The organism is Streptomyces sp. NPDC087859, from assembly GCF_044742595.1.
GTDB classification, from domain to species: domain Bacteria; phylum Actinomycetota; class Actinomycetes; order Streptomycetales; family Streptomycetaceae; genus Streptomyces; species Streptomyces canus_F.
In genome coordinates this window covers 547,590-564,316 of the sequence record NZ_JBIUUU010000001.1, presented here as the reverse complement: position 1 = coordinate 564,316, position 16,727 = coordinate 547,590, and the positions used below count along the sequence as shown (strand labels likewise).

Annotated in this window: 13 protein-coding genes; 11 read left to right on the top strand and 2 right to left on the bottom strand. The window is 70.1% G+C overall.

The genetic code is table 11. From position 1 onward, the window contains the following. Window positions 1–112: 112 nt before the first annotated feature. The 6 genes from ACIOHP_RS02575 to ACIOHP_RS02550 all read left to right on the top strand — a co-directional run bounded on the left by ACIOHP_RS02575 (window position 113) and on the right by ACIOHP_RS02550 (window position 7,082). The gene (locus tag ACIOHP_RS02575) at window positions 113–1,183 is read left to right on the top strand and encodes a LacI family DNA-binding transcriptional regulator (RefSeq protein WP_361480958.1); all 1,071 of its coding nucleotides are present in this window, start codon (window positions 113–115) and stop codon (window positions 1,181–1,183) included. Window positions 1,184–1,265: 82 nt separating this feature from the next. After that, the gene (locus ACIOHP_RS02570) at window positions 1,266–2,627 is read left to right on the top strand and encodes an endo-1,4-beta-xylanase (protein WP_361550757.1); all 1,362 of its coding nucleotides are present in this window, start codon (window positions 1,266–1,268) and stop codon (window positions 2,625–2,627) included. A gap of 73 nt (window positions 2,628–2,700) precedes the next feature. Continuing rightward, a complete protein-coding gene (locus ACIOHP_RS02565; protein ID WP_401882642.1) occupies window positions 2,701–3,744 on the top strand; it encodes an LCP family protein in 1,044 nt (347 codons plus the stop codon). 102 nt (window positions 3,745–3,846) lie between these two features. Beyond that, complete coding sequence (locus tag ACIOHP_RS02560; protein WP_401882639.1) at window positions 3,847–5,232, top strand: FG-GAP-like repeat-containing protein; 1,386 nt, start codon at window positions 3,847–3,849, stop codon at window positions 5,230–5,232. A gap of 156 nt (window positions 5,233–5,388) precedes the next feature. After that, window positions 5,389–5,745 (top strand): YciI family protein, encoded by a 357-nt coding sequence (locus ACIOHP_RS02555; protein WP_307026991.1) that lies wholly within the window; start codon window positions 5,389–5,391, stop codon window positions 5,743–5,745. Window positions 5,746–5,870: 125 nt separating this feature from the next. Further along, window positions 5,871–7,082, top strand: coding sequence for an RNA polymerase sigma factor (locus tag ACIOHP_RS02550; RefSeq protein ID WP_401883127.1), 1,212 nt, complete (start codon window positions 5,871–5,873; stop codon window positions 7,080–7,082). Window positions 7,083–7,133: 51 nt separating this feature from the next. On the opposite strand, the gene ACIOHP_RS02545 is transcribed toward ACIOHP_RS02550, so the two are convergent. Next, entirely contained in the window at window positions 7,134–8,318 is a 1,185-nt protein-coding gene (locus ACIOHP_RS02545; RefSeq protein ID WP_401882636.1) for a methyltransferase domain-containing protein, read from the bottom strand. 126 nt (window positions 8,319–8,444) lie between these two features. On the opposite strand from ACIOHP_RS02545, the gene ACIOHP_RS02540 reads away from it, so the two are divergent. The 4 genes from ACIOHP_RS02540 (at window position 8,445) to groL (ending at window position 12,388) form a co-directional block, all read left to right on the top strand. Next, window positions 8,445–9,332, top strand: a complete 888-nt coding sequence (locus ACIOHP_RS02540) for a polysaccharide deacetylase family protein (RefSeq protein ID WP_401882634.1) — start codon at window positions 8,445–8,447, stop codon at window positions 9,330–9,332. Continuing rightward, on the top strand, window positions 9,329–10,063 hold the full coding sequence (locus ACIOHP_RS02535; RefSeq protein WP_401882631.1) for a polysaccharide deacetylase family protein: 735 nt from the start codon (window positions 9,329–9,331) through the stop codon (window positions 10,061–10,063). The genes ACIOHP_RS02540 and ACIOHP_RS02535 overlap by 4 nt, the downstream gene beginning before the upstream one ends. A gap of 261 nt (window positions 10,064–10,324) precedes the next feature. Further along, window positions 10,325–10,633, top strand: coding sequence for a co-chaperone GroES (groES, locus tag ACIOHP_RS02530; RefSeq protein WP_003998759.1), 309 nt, complete (start codon window positions 10,325–10,327; stop codon window positions 10,631–10,633). 129 nt (window positions 10,634–10,762) lie between these two features. Next, window positions 10,763–12,388 carry a chaperonin GroEL gene (gene groL, locus ACIOHP_RS02525; RefSeq protein WP_351679633.1) on the top strand — a complete coding sequence of 542 codons (1,626 nt, stop codon included), beginning with the start codon at window positions 10,763–10,765 and terminating at the stop codon, window positions 12,386–12,388. A 57-nt stretch (window positions 12,389–12,445) separates the two neighbouring features. On the opposite strand, the gene ACIOHP_RS02520 is transcribed toward groL, so the two are convergent. Beyond that, on the bottom strand, window positions 12,446–13,153 hold the full coding sequence (locus ACIOHP_RS02520) for an ester cyclase (RefSeq protein ID WP_361550779.1): 708 nt from the start codon (window positions 13,151–13,153) through the stop codon (window positions 12,446–12,448). Window positions 13,154–13,224: 71 nt separating this feature from the next. Between ACIOHP_RS02520 and ACIOHP_RS02515 the strand changes: the two genes are divergently transcribed. Further along, window positions 13,225–16,710 carry a hypothetical protein gene (locus ACIOHP_RS02515; protein ID WP_401882627.1) on the top strand — a complete coding sequence of 1,162 codons (3,486 nt, stop codon included), beginning with the start codon at window positions 13,225–13,227 and terminating at the stop codon, window positions 16,708–16,710. The last annotated feature ends 17 nt before the right edge of the window (window positions 16,711–16,727 follow it).

Below are 16,727 nucleotides of genomic sequence, written 5' to 3'. Positions count from 1 at the left end.
TCCCTAATCGAATGCGCCTAACGAATGTTTCGATATGCATGCCGAATGTTTTGGGAACCTAGGCGGGTCGGAAGGGTTCGTCAAGAGGTCGTGCAGGGATACGATCGCCGCCATGACACCCCCGGAGCCCGCTGAATCCCGGGCGACAGCCCCAGCAACCGGCCGCTCGTCGCAGACCGCGACGCTCGCCGAGATCGCCCGCGAGGCCGGCGTCTCGGCGCCGACTGTTTCGAAGGTGCTGAACGGCCGCGCCGACGTCGCCCCGGCGACCCGCACCCGCGTGGAGGAACTGCTGCGCGCCCACGGCTACCGGCGCCGCCGGGCCGAGGCGAGCCGTTCGCCCCTGATCGACCTGGTCTTCCACGAACTGGAGAGCGCCTGGGCCATGGAGGTCATCCGGGGCGTGGAGAACGTCGCCCGGGACTCCGGGCTGAGCGTGGTGCTCAGCGAGAGCGCGGGGCGGCTCACGCCCGGGCGGACCTGGGCCGACCAGGTCGCCGCCCGACGCCCGCACGGGGTGATCCTCGTGCTGTCCGGGCTCGACGAGTCCCAGCGCGCCCTGCTCACCAGCCGGGCGATCCCGTTCGTCGTCATGGACCCGGCCGGCGACCCCGGTGCCGACGTGCCTTCCATCGGCGCCACCAACTGGCAGGGCGGGCTCGCCGCCACCCGGCATCTCGTCGACCTCGGGCACACCCGGATCGGCGCGATCAGTGGGCCCTCCCGGATGATGTGCAGCCGCGCCCGCATCGACGGCTACCGGGCCGCCCTGGAGACCGCCGGGCTGCCGGTCGACCCCGCGCTCATCAAGAACGGTGACTTCCATCACGAGGCCGGCTACCGGCAGGGTCTGGAGCTGCTGCGCCGCCCGGACCGGCCGACCGCCGTCTTCGCCGGCAACGACCTCCAGGCGCTCGGACTGTACGAGGCCGCGCGCGAGCTGGGGCTCAGGATCCCGGAGGACCTGAGCGTGGTCGGCTTCGACGATCTGCCCGTCGCGCCCTGGGTGGGGCCGCCGCTGACGACCGTGCGGCAGCCGCTGACCGAGATGGCCGAGGCGGCGGCCAAGCTGGTGCTCGATCTGGCACGTGAGGAGGGGACTCCGGCGGCCACGCGGGTGGAGCTGGCGACGAGCCTGGTGGTGCGCAGCAGTACCGCCGGGCCGCCGTTGGCCGGAAGTTGACGTATTGACGGGTGGGGCCGTCGCCTCCACACTCCTCCGAAGTCAATCGGCTGCACGACCGAAACTTTCGGAGGCACCCGCAGTGAGATCCTCCAGAACTTCGCTCCGTGTACGACTCGCCGCTCTGCTGGCCGGAGCGGCCGCCGTCGGCACCCTGGTGACCGCCGGCACGACCACCGCGCACGCCGCCGACACCCCGCTGCGCGACCTCGCGGCCGCCAAGGGAAAGGCCATGGGTACGGCGGTCACCGGCTCCAAGCTGACCGGGACCTACGGTGACATCGCCGGGGCTCAGTTCAACTGGCTGACCCCCGGCAACGCCATGAAGTGGGGCTCGGTCGAGCCGACCCGGGGGACCTTCGACTGGACGGAGGCGGACCAGATCGTCGCCTTCGCCGAGGCCCACGACCAGGAGGTGCGCGGTCACACCCTGGTCTGGCACAGCCAGAACCCGGGCTGGCTGACGAACGGCACCTGGACCCCGGCCCAGCTGAGCACGCTGCTGAACGACCACATCGCCACCGAGGTCGGCCGGTACAAGGGGCGGCTCGCCGCCTGGGACGTCGTCAACGAACCCTTCAACGAGGACGGCACCTACCGCCAGACCCTCTGGTACAACGGCCTCGGCACCGGCTACATCGCCCAGGCCCTCACCGCCGCCCGCGCCGCCGACCCGGCCGCGAAGCTGTACATCAACGACTACAACGTCGAGGGCGTCAACGCGAAGAGCACCGCCCTCTACAACCTGGTCAAGTCGCTGAAGGAGCAGGGCGTCCCGATCGACGGCGTCGGCCTTCAGGCCCACCTCATCCTCGGCCAGGTGCCGTCCACGCTCCAGCAGAACATCCAGCGCTTCGCCGACCTCGGCGTCGACGTGGCCATCACCGAGCTGGACATCCGGATGACGCTGCCCTCCGACAGCGCCAAGCTCACCCAGCAGGCCGCCGACTACAAGGCCGTCATGAACGCCTGTGTGGCCGTCGCCCGCTGCACCGGCGTCACCGTCTGGGGCTTCACCGACTCCGACTCCTGGATCCCGAGCACCTTCCCGGGACAGGGCGCGGCGACGCCGTACGACGAGAACTACGCGCCGAAACCGGCGTACCACGCGATCGCGGAGGCGCTCGGCGGCACGACCACGCCCCCGACCGGGGCCTGCACCGCGACCTACAGCGTGGCCAGCCAGTGGAACACCGGGTTCACGGGCCAGGTGCGGATCGCCTGCTCGGGTGCCGCGCTGTCGTCCTGGAAGGTGAGCTGGACGTACGGGGCGGGCCAGCAGGTCACGCAGGCCTGGAACGCGACTTGCACCCAGTCCGGCGCGGCGGTCAGCTGCGCCAACGCCACCTACAACGGGACGGTGCCGGACGGCGGCTCGGTGACCTTCGGGTTCAACGGGTCATGGAGCGGGAGCAACCCGGTGCCGACCCTGACGCTGGGCTGAGAAAGGTGAGATTTTCCGAAGAAAGGCGGCCCGGACGCGCTCCTCGTAATAATTCGGACTTACGTTCCTCCCCGTGAGCGGAGACGACGAAGACAGACGAGTGGGCCGGCGGTCGCGTGTCCTGAAGGCCGCCGGCCTCACTCTCGCGGGTGTGCTGGTGGTGGGCGTCGCGACGGGGGGCTGGCTGTACTGGCACCTCAACGACAACATCAAGAGCGTCGACATCGACAACGCGCTCGGCGACGACCGTCCGGCGAAGGCGGTGACGACACCTTCGCCGTCGGCGTCCGCTTCCGCCTCCCCGCTGCCCTCCGAGGCCCTGAACATCCTCGTCCTCGGTTCCGACTCGCGCAGCGGCAAGGAGAACCAGGAACTCGGCGGCGGTGACAGCTCCGGCGCCCGGTCCGACACGGCGATGGTCGTGCACATCGACGCCGGCCGCACGGAGGCGACGGTGGTCAGCATCCCGCGCGACACGCTCGTCACCCGCCCGTCGTGTCCCCTGGACGACGGGGGCACGACGGCGGCGGCCTACCAGGCGATGTTCAACAGCGCGTACTCCGTCGGCGGTCCCGTCTGCGCGGTCAAGACCGTCGAGTCGATCACGGACGTCCGCATGGACCACTACATCGAGATCGACTTCTCGGGCTTCGCCAAGCTGGTGAACGCCCTCGGCGGCGTGACCGTGACGACGGACGAGGACATCGACGACTCCAGCAGCCATCTGACGCTGAAGGCGGGCACCCACCACCTCGACGGCAAGCAGGCCCTCGCGCTCGCCCGCACCCGGCACGGCATAGGCGACGGCAGCGACCTCGGCCGGATAGGCCTCCAGCAGAAGCTGGTGAAGGCGCTCCTGGAGCAGATCTCCTCGACCGACCTGCTCACCAGCCCCACCAAGCTCTACGAGGTCGCCGACGCGATCACCGGCAGCCTCACCACCGACACCGGGCTCGACTCGCTGAGCGAGCTGATGAGCCTGGGGCAGAGCCTCAAAGGGCTGTCGGCGGACCGGGTGAAGACGGTGACGATGCCGGTCGTGCGGGCCCCGTCGGACGCCAACCGGGTGGTCGCGGACGAGCCCGAGGCGAGCGAACTGTGGAAGTCTCTGCGCTGAGCGGTCGGTTGCCGCGGCCGTCGCGCTGAGCGACGTACAACTTCCCAGCCCGCCGGGGGGTCTTGTGCGGTGACGGTGCCGCCGTGACGAGAGGCTCTCCCTGTGTTCTCCCCGCGTACGTTGCTCCCCTGGGCCGTTCCGGTCGTGGCCGGTGTGCTCGCGCTCGGTGCGCTGCCGTCCGGTCTGACGGACCGCGCCGAGGCCGCCGTCCCCGCCCCCGTCCGGGACGACTTCGACGGCGACGGCTACCAGGACCTCGCCGTCGGCGCCCCGAGAGCCACGGTGGGCGGGCAGGACCGGGCGGGGTACGTCGTCGTCCTGTACGGCGGCCCGCACGGGCTGACCAAGGACCGGCGGACCGTCATCAGCCGCGCCACGAGCGGGATTCCGGGCGGCCCGGCCAAGAGCGAGCAGTTCGGCGTCCAGCTGACCAAGGGCGACCTCGACGGCGACGGGCGCACGGACCTGGTCGTCGGACACGCGTCCACGACGAAGGACGCGGTGGTCGTCTGGGGCGGGAAGGGTGGCCTGTCCGGCGGTACGTCCGTCCCCGCAGCGAGCGCTCAGGCAGGGGACTTCGACGGCGACGGGCGCACGGACCTGACCCTGTTCAGGGGCGGCCGCGCGCAGGGCGACGACCCCTACGGCACCGCCCCCACGGTCTGGACCGGCCCGCTCACCCGTGCCGGGAAGCCGGCCGCCACGAGGGCCTTCGGCCCCGACGACCTGCGCTACCACGACGTGTGGGACGGCGCGGTCGGGGACGTGAACGGCGACGGCCGCGACGACCTCGCGCTGACCGTCTACACCGGCGACGGCGGCTTCGGTTCGGCCTTCTACCTCGCGAACGCCTCCGGGGCCGCCTTCACCTCCGCCACCGCGCCCGCGGGAACCGGCGGCGTCGCCTTCGGTGACGTCAACGGCGACGGCTACGACGACCTCGTCCGGGGCCTCCCGGAGGAGTCGAGGATCGTCGTGGGCCTCGGTTCGGCCGGCGGGGTGGGCGCCGGTACGACGTACGGCCAGGACACGCCCGGAGTCCCCGGCGCGTGGGAGGACGTGGACTACTTCGGCGGCGCGGTGTCCGTCGGCGACGTCAACGGCGACGGCTTCGACGACGTGGCCGTCGGCGCGGCCGGCGAGGAACTGGGGTACGAGGACGGCGCGGGCACCGTGGACGTCCTGTACGGCAGCGGCACCGGCCTGACCGGCAGGGGCGCCCAGGGCTTCACCCAGGACACGGCCGGTGTCCCCGGCGCCGCGGAGGCGGGCGACGGCTTCGGCGGTGCCGTACGCCTGCTCGACATCAACGGCAACGGCTACGCCGACCTCGCGGCCGCCGCGCCCGGCGAGAACTCCCGGGCGGGCTCCGTGTGGTCCCTGCGGGGGCGGCCGACCGGGGTCGTGACCGACGCCGCGTTCGTGTTCGGCGGGCGCACGGTGGGGGCGCCGTACGCGAAGGCGGCGTTCGGGACGGAGCTCGGCTAGGGCGAACGCGCCCGGAAGTGCGCCCGTGACCTGCGCAGACGTATGACACGAAAAATTCTTCGAAGAAATCTCGCGAGCCTGTCGATCCGGGTGTCTCCCGATCGACGCAGGGGTGAGAGGCCGGAAAGCACCGGCCCCCCGAACCGAGGAGTCACCATGCCGCGTTACCTGTCGCTCGTGCAGATCGACGAGTCCACCGCCCCCGCCGAGGGCCCCAGCGACGAGCTGATGCAGCGCATGGGGGAGCTGATCGAGGAGATGACCAAGGCCGGGGTGCTGCTGGACACCGCCGGGCTCACGCCCTCGGCGCAGGGCACCCGGGTGCACTGGAGCGGTGGTCAGGCATCCGTCACGGACGGGCCGTTCACCGAGTCCAAGGAGGTCGTCGGGGGGTACGCGATCGTGCAGTGCAAGGACAAGGCCGAGGCCATCGAGTGGACCAAGCGTTTCCTTCAGGTGCACGAGCCGCACTGGACGGTGACCTGCGAGGTGCGGGAGATCGCGGAGGGCTGAGCGGAGGGCTGAACCGCGGGCTGCGCGGGCGTCCTTGGCCGTACGCCGGGAGGGGTGTTGCATGGGGGACTGTGAGCCCACAGTCCTCCAGCGACCCCCGCGCCACCGTCGAGACGGTGTTCCGCATGGAGTCCCCGCGCATCATCGCCGGCGTCACCCGCATCGTCCGGGACGTCGGCATCGCCGAGGAACTGGCCCAGGACGCCCTCGTCGCGGCTCTGGAGCAGTGGCCGCGCGACGGTGTCCCCGGCAACCCGGGCGCCTGGCTCATGACCACCGCCCGGCGCCGCGCCGTCGACCTGGTCCGGCGCCGCGAGAACTACGCCCGCAAGCTCCAGGAGATCGGCCGCTCGCTGGAGACGACGCTCCCGCCCGAGGAGCCGGCCGACCCCGAGGACATCGACGACGACCTGCTGCGCCTGGTCTTCACCACCTGCCACCCGGTGCTCTCCGCCGAGGCGCGTATCGCCCTGACCCTGCGGCTGCTCGGCGGCCTCACCACGGCCGAGATCGCCCGCGCGTTCCTCGTCCCGGAGCCGACGATCGCCCAGCGCATCGTCCGGGCCAAACGCACCCTCGCGACGAAGAACGTCGCCTTCGAAGTGCCCTACGGTGCCGAGCGCGAGGCCCGCCTGGGAGACGTCCTCGACGTCATCTACCTCGTCTTCAACGAGGGGTACGCCGCCACCGCGGGCGACGACTGGGTGCGCCCGGGGCTGTGCGAGGACGCCCTGCGCCTGGCCCGCGTCCTGTCCGGGCTGATGCCGAAGGAACCGGAGGTCCACGCGCTGGTCTCGCTCCTGGAGTTCCAGGCGTCCCGCACCGCCGCCCGCACCGGCCCGTCCGGCGAGCCGGTCCTCCTGGAGGACCAGAACCGCCGCCGCTGGAACCGCATGCTCATCGCCCGCGGCATCAACGCCCTCGCCCGCGCCGACGCCACCCGCACGGGCGCCCCCGGCCCCTACGCCCTCCAGGCCGCGATCGCCGCCTGCCACGCGCACGCCTACACCTACGAGGAGACCGACTGGGCGAGCATCGCGACCCTGTACGGGCTGCTCGCCGTCCGCGCCCCGTCCCCGGTCGTCGAGCTCAACCGCGCGGTCGCCGTGTCGAGGGCCGAGGGCCCGGAACCGGCCCTGGAGATCGTCGACGCGCTCATCGGCGAACCCGCCCTGCGCGACTACCACCTGCTCCCCAGCGTCCGCGGCGACCTGCTGGCCCGCCTCGGGCGCACCGCGGAGGCGAGGACGGAGTTCGAGCGGGCGACGGGCCTGGCGCGCAACGCACGGGAACGGGAGCTGCTGACGGCGCGACTGAGGTCACTGCCCACGCCGTGACCGACGTGCCGTATGCGGCGCCGCCGCGGACGACGGCCGCCCGCCGGCCGGTCACGCGGGGGCGCCGATCAGCATCGTCGGCGCCCCCGCCACCCGGGTCAGGAACACGGTCGCCGACTTGCTCCCGAACGGCTTCGGAAGCACCTTCCTGCGCAGCTCCTCCGGCTCCACGGCCGACCCGCGCTTCTTCACGGTCAGGATCCCGACCTCGCGCTCGCGCAGCAGCGCCTTCAACTTCTTGACGCTGAAGGGGAGTTGGTCAGTGATCTCGTACGCCGTCGCATACGGGGTCGTGTGCAGCTCGTCGGCGGTGATGTAGGCGATGGTCGCGTCGATCAGCCCGCCCTCCAGGTCCTGGGCCACCTCGGCGACCAGGTGGGCGCGGATGACGGCGCCGTCGGGTTCGTACAAGTACCGTCCGACGGGGCGGACTTCGGGGTCGGGCAGCATGGTGTCGGGGGAGGCCCGGACGCCGGCCTCCGAGGGCAGCAGGACCGCCCGCCGCGCTCCCGGGGTTCCGTTCGGGCGGAACCACAGCACGGCTTCCTTCACATCTCCGCTGTCCGAGATCCACTCGGCCTCGGCCTCGGCGGGGATCGCCTCGTGCGGGATGCCGGGCGCGATCTTCAGCGCGCCGAGCGGGGCCTTGAGCGCGGCGGACACGGCCCAGGACAGGGGTGGGGAGTAGGCCTCGGGGTCGAAGATGCGGCCGCGCTTGGAGGAACGTCGGGCCGGGTCGACGAACACCGCGTCGTAGCCGGCCGTGTCGACCTCCGTCACATCCGCCTCGCGCACCTCGATGAGATCGGCGAGGCCGAGCGCGTCGGCGTTGGCGCGGGCCACGGCACAGGTCAGCGGGTCCCGGTCGACGGCGAGGACTCGGATACCGGCGCGGGCGAACGCGATGGCGTCCCCGCCGATGCCGCAGCACAGGTCGGCGACGGACCGCACGCCCGCCGCCCCGAAGCACTCCGCGCGGTACGTCGCCACACTCGCCCGCGTCGACTGCTCCACCCCGTTCGGCGTGAAGAACATCCGTCCCGCGTCCTCGGCCCCGAACTTCACCGCCGCCCGCTGCCGCAGCCGGGCCTGGCCGAGCGCGGCCGACACCAGCTCCGCGGGGTGCTCGCGGCGCAGCCGGGTGGCGACGGCGAGTTCGTCGGCGGGGGCGGTGTCGCGCACGGTGTCGAGGAGGGCGCGGCCCTCGGGGGTCAGGAGGGGGGCGAGGTCGTTCACCGGGACATTGTGGGCCAGTCGGTGGACGGTCCGCTTCCGGCGGCGGTGTCGGCCCGGGAGCAGGGCGGTGACCTGCGAGGATCCGGCGCCATGGGATCAGTAGTACAAAATGACAAAAGTCGGGCCATGTGCGCTTCCCGGGCCCGCGCCGGGATCGCGGTGCTCGCCGTCGCCGTCATCGCCTCGGGCTGCGCACCGGGCGAGCGCGAGGTGCGTCCGGTGCGCCCGGCGCCCGGCCAGCAGGCCCTGCACGGGGCTCCGGCCCGGGCCCTGGACTCGTACGCCACGAAGCTCCGCGCCGCGGCGAGGATCGCGAAACGCTGGGGCCTGGCCGGAGTCCCGCTGGCGCCCCCCGCGCCGCCGGTGAAGAAGCCGAGGATCACGACCCGCAAGGGCTTCGAGGTGGACGGCCACGAGGAGAAGGGCCTCCCGCCGGTCTTCACCACGATCCCGACCGAGCAGAAGATCGTCTTCCTCACCATCGACGACGGCGCCGAGAAGGACCCGGCGTTCCTGCGGATGATGAGCGAGCTGAAGATCCCGTACACCGCATTCCTGAGCAACTACCTGGTCAAGGGCGACTACGACTACTTCAAGAAGATGCAGGGCACGGGGGTCGGGCTGAACAACCACACGCTTCACCACCCCTACCTGCCGGGACTGTCCTACGCCCGCCAGAGGCACGAGATCTGCGGCATGCAGGACATCATCGAGAAGCGCTACGGCAAGCGCCCCACCCTCTTCCGCCCGCCCTTCGGCAACTACAACGAGGCCACGCTGCGCGCCGCGAAGTCCTGCGGGGTGAAGTACGCGCCGATCTGGAACGAGGAGGTCTTCGTCGACCGCTGGGACTACCGCGAGTGGGACCGGAAGATCCGCCCGGGCGACATCGTGCTGAGTCACTTCCGCGGCCGCGGCGAGTGGAAGGGCACGATGCCCGACATGATCCGGCGGTTCCTGAACAAGGTCACGGCCGAGGGGTACGCGGTGGCCCGCCTCGAGGACTACCTGTGAGTTCGCGTGGACCGGCCGCAGCGGCGCTCGCGGCGGTCGTGCTGCTCGCCGGCTGCGCCCGGTCCGCCGATCCCGTCGAACGGCTGGGCAACAGGGCGGCGCCGCGGGCGGGGTCGTACGGCGCTGCGGCGACGGAGGCCGGGGCGCGTCCGCCGTCCGTCGTGAGGCGGGCCCCCACCTCCGACAAGGTCGTCTTCCTGACCTACGACGACGGTGCCGAGAAGGACCCGCGCTTCGTCGAACTGGTCCGTGAACGGCGGCTGCCCGTCAGCATGTTCCTCACCGACAGCGTCGTCGGGCCCGGGTACGGGCACTTCGCCCGTCTCCAGTCGGTGGGCGCCTCGATCCAGAACCACACCCTCGACCACACCGCCCTGCGCGGTCTGCCGTACGCCGGCCAGCGCGCCGAGATCTGCGGCCAGCAGGACAAACTCAAGTCCCGCTTCGGGATCCGCCCCCGCCTCTTCCGCCCGCCCTACGGCACGTACGACACGACCACCCTGCGCGCCGCCGCCGACTGCGGGGTCGCGGCGGTCGTGCTGTGGCGCGCGTCGATGGGGGAGGAGCGCCTGACCTACCCGACGGGGGAGCGCCGCCTGCTCCCCGGCGACATCATCTCCGTGGCCTCGATCGGGACGACGGGGCTGACGCTGGTGGAGCGCACCGAGCGGCTGCTGGGGGAGATCCGGAGGGCGGGGTTGAGGGTGGGGCGGCTGGAGGACTACCTGTAGGGACATCCGTGGGAGGCCCGTGGGGACGCCTGTGGGGGTGCCCGGGAGGGTTCCCGTGCCGGTGTCCCCGGGCCGCCGCGCCGCAGCGAATTGGCACTCCGCTTGACCGAGTGCTAATCGCAGTCATAGTCTCGGGTCTGGCACTCCCCCCTGGAGAGTGCCAATAGCGACGGGCAGGTCCGGCACCCGCGACGACGGATCCACCTGGTCGCCACCTCAGACAGTTAACCCCGTGAGATCTCCGAAGGGGGAGGTCGGATCGTGACGACCACCAGCTCCAAGGTTGCCATCAAGCCGCTCGAGGACCGCATTGTGGTCCAGCCGCTCGACGCCGAGCAGACCACCGCCTCTGGCCTGGTCATTCCGGACACCGCCAAGGAGAAGCCCCAGGAGGGCGTCGTCCTGGCCGTGGGCCCGGGCCGCTTCGAGAACGGCGAGCGCCTGCCGCTCGACGTCAAGACCGGCGACATCGTGCTGTACAGCAAGTACGGCGGCACCGAGGTGAAGTACAACGGCGAGGAGTACCTCGTCCTCTCGGCTCGCGACGTGCTCGCGATCATCGAGAAGTAATTCACCCGCTTCCTCACCGAAGCACATTGCATGTGAGCTGCGCCCCTGGCCCCCGCGACCATTAATCAGCCGGGCGTCGGGGGCGCAGTTCGTTTCACCCACGTTTTCCGAGAGGGCTGAACCGCTCCCATGGCGAAGATCCTGAAGTTCGACGAGGACGCCCGTCGCGCCCTCGAGCGCGGCGTCAACAAGCTTGCCGACACGGTCAAGGTGACGATCGGCCCCAAGGGCCGCAACGTCGTCATCGACAAGAAGTTCGGCGCCCCCACCATCACCAACGACGGTGTCACCATCGCCCGCGAGGTCGAGCTCGACGACCCGTACGAGAACCTCGGCGCCCAGCTGGTGAAGGAGGTGGCGACCAAGACCAACGACATCGCGGGTGACGGTACGACCACCGCCACCGTGCTGGCCCAGGCGCTCGTCCGCGAGGGCCTGAAGAACGTCGCCGCGGGTGCCTCCCCGGCGCTGCTGAAGAAGGGCATCGACGCGGCCGTCGCCGCGGTCTCCGAGGAGCTCCTCGCGACCGCCCGCCCGATCGAGGACAAGGCGGACATCGCCGCCGTCGCCGCGCTGTCCGCCCAGGACACCCAGGTCGGCGAGCTCATCGCCGAGGCGATGGACAAGGTCGGCAAGGACGGTGTCATCACCGTCGAGGAGTCCAACACCTTCGGTCTGGAGCTGGACTTCACCGAGGGCATGGCCTTCGACAAGGGTTACCTGTCGCCGTACTTCGTGACGGACCAGGAGCGTATGGAGGCCGTCCTCGACGACCCGTACATCCTGATCAACCAGGGCAAGATCTCCTCGATCCAGGACCTGCTGCCGCTCCTTGAGAAGGTCATCCAGGGCGGTTCCTCCAAGCCGCTGCTGATCATCGCCGAGGACGTCGAGGGCGAGGCGCTCTCCACCCTGGTCGTCAACAAGATCCGCGGCACCTTCAACGCGGTCGCGGTCAAGGCCCCCGGCTTCGGCGACCGCCGCAAGGCGATGCTGCAGGACCTCGCGGTCCTCACCGGCGCCACGGTCATCTCCGAGGAGGTCGGCCTCAAGCTCGACCAGGCCGGTCTGGACGTGCTGGGCTCCGCCCGCCGCGTGACGATCACCAAGGACGACACCACGGTCGTCGACGGTGCCGGTGACTCCGCGGACGTCACGGGCCGCGTCGCCCAGATCAAGGCCGAGATCGAGAACACGGACTCCGACTGGGACCGCGAGAAGCTCCAGGAGCGCCTCGCGAAGCTGGCCGGCGGCGTGTGCGTGATCAAGGTCGGCGCCGCCACCGAGGTGGAGCTGAAGGAGAAGAAGCACCGTCTGGAGGACGCCATCTCCGCGACCCGCGCCGCGGTCGAGGAGGGCATCGTCTCCGGTGGTGGCTCCGCTCTGGTCCACGCCGCCAAGGTCCTCGAGGGCGGTCTGGGCAAGACCGGCGACGAGGCCACCGGTGTCGCCGTCGTGCGCCGCGCGGTCGTCGAGCCGCTGCGCTGGATCGCCGAGAACGCCGGCCTGGAGGGTTACGTCATCACCTCCAAGGTCGCCGAGCTCGACAAGGGCCAGGGCTTCAACGCCGCGACCGGCGAGTACGGCGACCTGGTCAAGGCCGGCGTCATCGACCCGGTCAAGGTCACCCGCTCCGCCCTGGAGAACGCCGCCTCCATCGCCTCCCTCCTCCTCACGACCGAGACCCTGGTCGTCGAGAAGAAGGAAGAGGAGGAGCCGGCCGCCGGTGGTCACAGCCACGGCCACTCCCACTGAGCTCACCAGCTCGTAGAAGGCCCGGCACCCGAGGTGCCGGGCCTTCGCCCTGCCGCCCTACTGCTCCAGCGCGTCCAGCGCACCCAACTGCGCCATCAGCCCGAGCCGGTCGTACTGCCACCACCCCTCGGCGATCCGCCCGTCGGGGGCGCACCGGTGAATGGTGGTCCCGGTCATGGTGACCCGCTTCCCGCTGGCCGCGATCCCGAAGAAGTCCCCGACATGGGTCCCGTTCCAGGTCCACCGGGTACACACCCGGTCGCCCTGCGCGATCTGCTCATGGATCGTGAACCCGAAGTCGAAAGCCCCCCGCCATGTCTCGACCTCCTGCCGCATGGCATCGAGCCCGACGGCGTCCTGTTCATTGGCGGGATCGTGATCGTGATACTCCTCGGCGACCAGTTCCCCGAGCGCCGACAGCTCCCCGCTCCCGGCCAGGGTCTCGAAGAACCGTCGAGCGGTGTGCGCGTACAGCTGCTCGTCCCGCACCACGTCCAGATCGGTGAAGGTCGGCATCTCGTCGCACAGAGAGACCATCTCCCGGAAGATCTTGTCGGTCTCCGGCAGCTCGGAGTTCCGCATCGCCTCCTCGAACGACGGAAACTCCACGATCTCGACGAAGTGCGACGCATCCCCCCGGTCCTTCGCGATGGTGGTGTGCGTCGCCGTCCGTCTCCCCTTGGTCTGCTCGACCCACGTGTCCATCAGCCGGTTCATCTCGTCGAAGCGGCTGGTCCTGCAGTCGATGAGCTGTACGAAGGTCATGACACCGTCGCCTCCGGCCCCCCTGGGTTTGGGTCCGGTCGTACGGGTCCATTCTCCTCCTGTTTGGCATCATGAGCGTCATGGAGGCGCGGGGGGAGCGGTCCGTCTCGGCGGGCGGGGCCGTGGGTGTGGCTGTCACGGGGGACAACAACCGGGTCCTGTTGGCGCCCGGAGTGCGGTCTGCGTACTGGGAGCAGGTGCTCCGGATCGCTCCCCCGGAAATCATGGGCAGAGAAAGCGAGTTGGAGGAACTCGCCACATTCTGCGCCCCGGACAGGACCGAAGGCCCCTCATATGGATGGTGGCGGGCTGAGGCATGGGCGGGCAAGACGGCGCTGATGGCGTGGTTCGCACTGCATCCGCCTCCGCGCGTGCGCATCGTGCCGTTTTTCGTCACCGCCCGATGGCGGGCACAGAACGACGTGGTGGCCTTCGGAGATGTCGTCCTGGAGCAGCTCGCCGAGCTGGCCGAGGACAGTTTGCCGGCGCATCTGACGGAGGCGACACGGGATGCTCATCTGCTGCGTCTGTACGAACAGGCAGCCCGGATCTGTCGTGAGCGCGGCGAGCAATTGGTGCTGTTGGTAGACGGTCTGGACGAGGACCGGGGCGTCACCACCGGACCCGACGCCCACAGCATCGCGGGCGTCCTTCCGCCTCGTGAGGAGAGCGGTATCCGTGTCATCGTCTCCGGACGCCTCAACCCGCCGCTGCCCACCGACGTACCGGAGAACCATCCGCTCCGTGATCCGCGATGTGCCCGTCGGCTGGTCCCCTCGCAGTACGCCCAAGCGGTTCGTACCGAAGCGGAGCGGGAACTCAAGACGTTTCTGGCAGAGAGCCGGGTCTCGCGTGACCTGCTGGGTTTCGTGGTCGCAGCGGAAAGCGGTCTGACCACGGCGGAGCTCGCCCACCTGTCCGATGAGACCGACTACGGCATCAAGGACATCCTCAGGACCAGAGCGGGAAGAACCTTCGCGATCCGCGAGATCCAACCGCTCAGCACCCCCGGCCGGCCTGTTCATCTGCTCGCGCACGAAGAGCTGCAGAGGCAGGCGGCGGACATGCTGGGGCCGGCGGCGGTCGAGTCCTACCGGCAGCGCCTGCACGACTGGGGCGACGAATACCGTGACCGAGGCTGGCCTCCCGACACTCCTGCCTATTTGCTCCGGGGTTACTTCCAGATGCTGCGCGCCCGCCGGGATGTCGAGCGGGTGATTCTGTGTGCCGCGGACAGTGAGCGGCACGACCGCCTTCTCCATGCGTCCGGCAGTGATTCCCTCGCGCTTGCCGAGATCAGGGACGCGAGCAACCTGATCATCGAGGAAGGCGCCGGACGGCTCAGTCAGGCGTTGGAATTGGCCATTCACCGAAACGCGCTCGAGGAACGGACTTCGGGAGTCACGCTCGCCATCCCCGCGGCATGGGTGTGCGCGGGGGAACCGAGCCGTGGGGAAGCGGTCGCTCGGAGCTTCCCGGGCAGGCGTGAGCGTGCGCTCGCGCTTGCCGAGGTCGGGGAGCGGCTGACGGGAACCGAAGCCCTACGAGTGCTGGACGAGGCAGTGGCGATGGCCCGCCAGGAGCCGGACGAGGCGACACGTGAGCGCGTACTCGTGCGCGTGTTGGTGGCGCTGCTATGGGTGGGCCAGTACGAACGTGCCGAAGCACTGGCGGCCGGCTCGGAGAAGGTCCGGGTGCATTCCCGGACCGCCCATTGGATCGTCGACCGGCTGGTCCGAGCGGGAGAACGCGCGCGTGTGGACAGAATGGCCACGGCGCTGGGGTTCGCCGCGGAGGCACCGATCTACTTGGCTGCGGCCTTGGCCGAGTGCGGCCATGCCGCCGAGGCCGAGGACATCGCCCGTGCCACCGCCTCACCGGGCAACAGGAAACTGGCGCTCATCCGGCTCGCGGCAGTCCAGCGTCGGATGAAGCAGGAAGAGCACGCACGACTGCTGATCGAAGAAGCGCTCTCCATCCGTGCCTATGTCCGCCTCACGGAGCTTGTCCCTCTGCTGGCAGCGGCGGGGGAAGTGGAAACGGGGCTGGAGCTCGTTCGCAAGGACGCGATGGCCGAATGGCGCTTCGAACTGATAGTGAAAATGATTGCCGAGAGTGCGCAGTCAGGGCACATGGACGACGTCAAGTCGCTGCTTCGTCTGTTACCTGTAGGGCCGCACCTCTCCGCGGGCGCTGCCGCCGCTGTCACTCAGCTTTGCCGCGCCGGAGACATGGATGAGGCGTTTCGAGTGGCTCGCCTCATCACGGAGGACCTGAGTCTGTCCGAGGCACTCCTCGAGATCTCTCTGGCCAAGATCAGAGAAGGTCAGGTGGAGGATGCCCTCAGGATCGGCGGAATGCTGGCCGAAGAGGACGGTTCCATCGATCCGTTGGTCCGGATCTCCGTCGAACTGTCCTTGAGCGGTTCACCCGAGCGGGCCCGCGACATCCTCGTCGAAAGCGAAAGCCTGGCACGCCGGTCGGTGAGCACTCCAGCGAGGCTGCGGGCCGCCTTCGTGGTCGCGTCAGTGCTGGCCGGAGCCGGGCTTGCCGAGGCATCCAGATCGCTCCTGGACGGCGCCGAGCATGACCTTGCCACGCTGCCGGCCCGGTGGGCGGCTGTCGAACCCGCGCGTAGGGAACTGACGGTCTTGTTGGCACGTGCACTGGCCGATGCGGACTATCTCACCCGTGCCGAATCTCTTGCGGCGCGCGCCGGGAGCGCACGCGAGCAGGAGCGGATCTGGGTGGAGATCACACAAGCGATGGTCGTTCTCGGCAGGTTCGACGACGCGGAGAGAGCCGCGCGCGTCCCAGTGAGTCTCAGCCGAAGCAGGCTCCCTTTCCTCACAGCCGTGGCTCTCGCCGAAGCGGGAGAGTTCGAGCGCGCTGTCGATCTGGCTCGCGGACCGGAGCAACTTCGGCCGGACGCATGGGCCCTGGCGGAGATTGGGCACGAACTGCTGTCGACCGGGCGGCCGGGAGAAGCAGGGCCGCACATCGCAGAAGCCGAAGGGCACGCGAGCAGGGCGCCTTCCGTGCGGGCCGCCGCCGCGTTGGCGCGGGTGCTGGCCCGCAGTGGAGACGCCAGTCGCGCCCAGGTCCAGATGGACCAGGCCGAGCTCCTCGCTGAAACGGGGCGTATCACCGGTACGGAGATACACGACCTGGCTCAGGCCATGGTGGCGCTCGGAAATTTCTCGCGAGCGGCAAGTCTTGTGGACAGGGTGCCCAGCCCGTCGGCCAAGGCCGCGGCCCAGGCCGACTTGGTGGAGGCCTACGTACGCCATGACCAACGGGAACGGGCCGAACTGCTGACCCTGAACATCAGAGCAGGCCGGGAAGCCGCTCAGGCGCACCTGGCCCTTGCTCGGACTGCGACCGCGTCCGGGGCACGGACTCACCTCGCGCAGGCTCTTCACCACGGTTGGTGGCCGCATTGCCTCCCGGAGTTATTGAAGTTCGATCCGGGCCTCGCGTCCATCGCCATCGATGCGATCGAAGGATGGCACAGGCGACAGGACGGGGAGGCCGACGGAACGAACGCCGCTCCCTGACCCCTGAGACGGGCCGA

Bases quoted from the DNA above. Each gene is read 5' to 3' on its own strand.
- ACIOHP_RS02540 (WP_401882634.1), top strand. From the start codon at position 8,445: ATGTGCGCTTCCCGGGCCCGCGCCGGGATCGCGGTGCTCGCCGTCGCC.
- ACIOHP_RS02555 (WP_307026991.1), top strand. From the start codon at position 5,389: ATGCCGCGTTACCTGTCGCTCGTGCAGATCGACGAGTCCACCGCCCCC.
- ACIOHP_RS02520 (WP_361550779.1), bottom strand. From the start codon at position 13,153: ATGACCTTCGTACAGCTCATCGACTGCAGGACCAGCCGCTTCGACGAG.
- groL (WP_351679633.1), top strand. From the start codon at position 10,763: ATGGCGAAGATCCTGAAGTTCGACGAGGACGCCCGTCGCGCCCTCGAG.
- ACIOHP_RS02575 (WP_361480958.1), top strand. From the start codon at position 113: ATGACACCCCCGGAGCCCGCTGAATCCCGGGCGACAGCCCCAGCAACC.
- ACIOHP_RS02515 (WP_401882627.1), top strand. From the start codon at position 13,225: ATGAGCGTCATGGAGGCGCGGGGGGAGCGGTCCGTCTCGGCGGGCGGG.
- ACIOHP_RS02550 (WP_401883127.1), top strand. From the start codon at position 5,871: ATGGAGTCCCCGCGCATCATCGCCGGCGTCACCCGCATCGTCCGGGAC.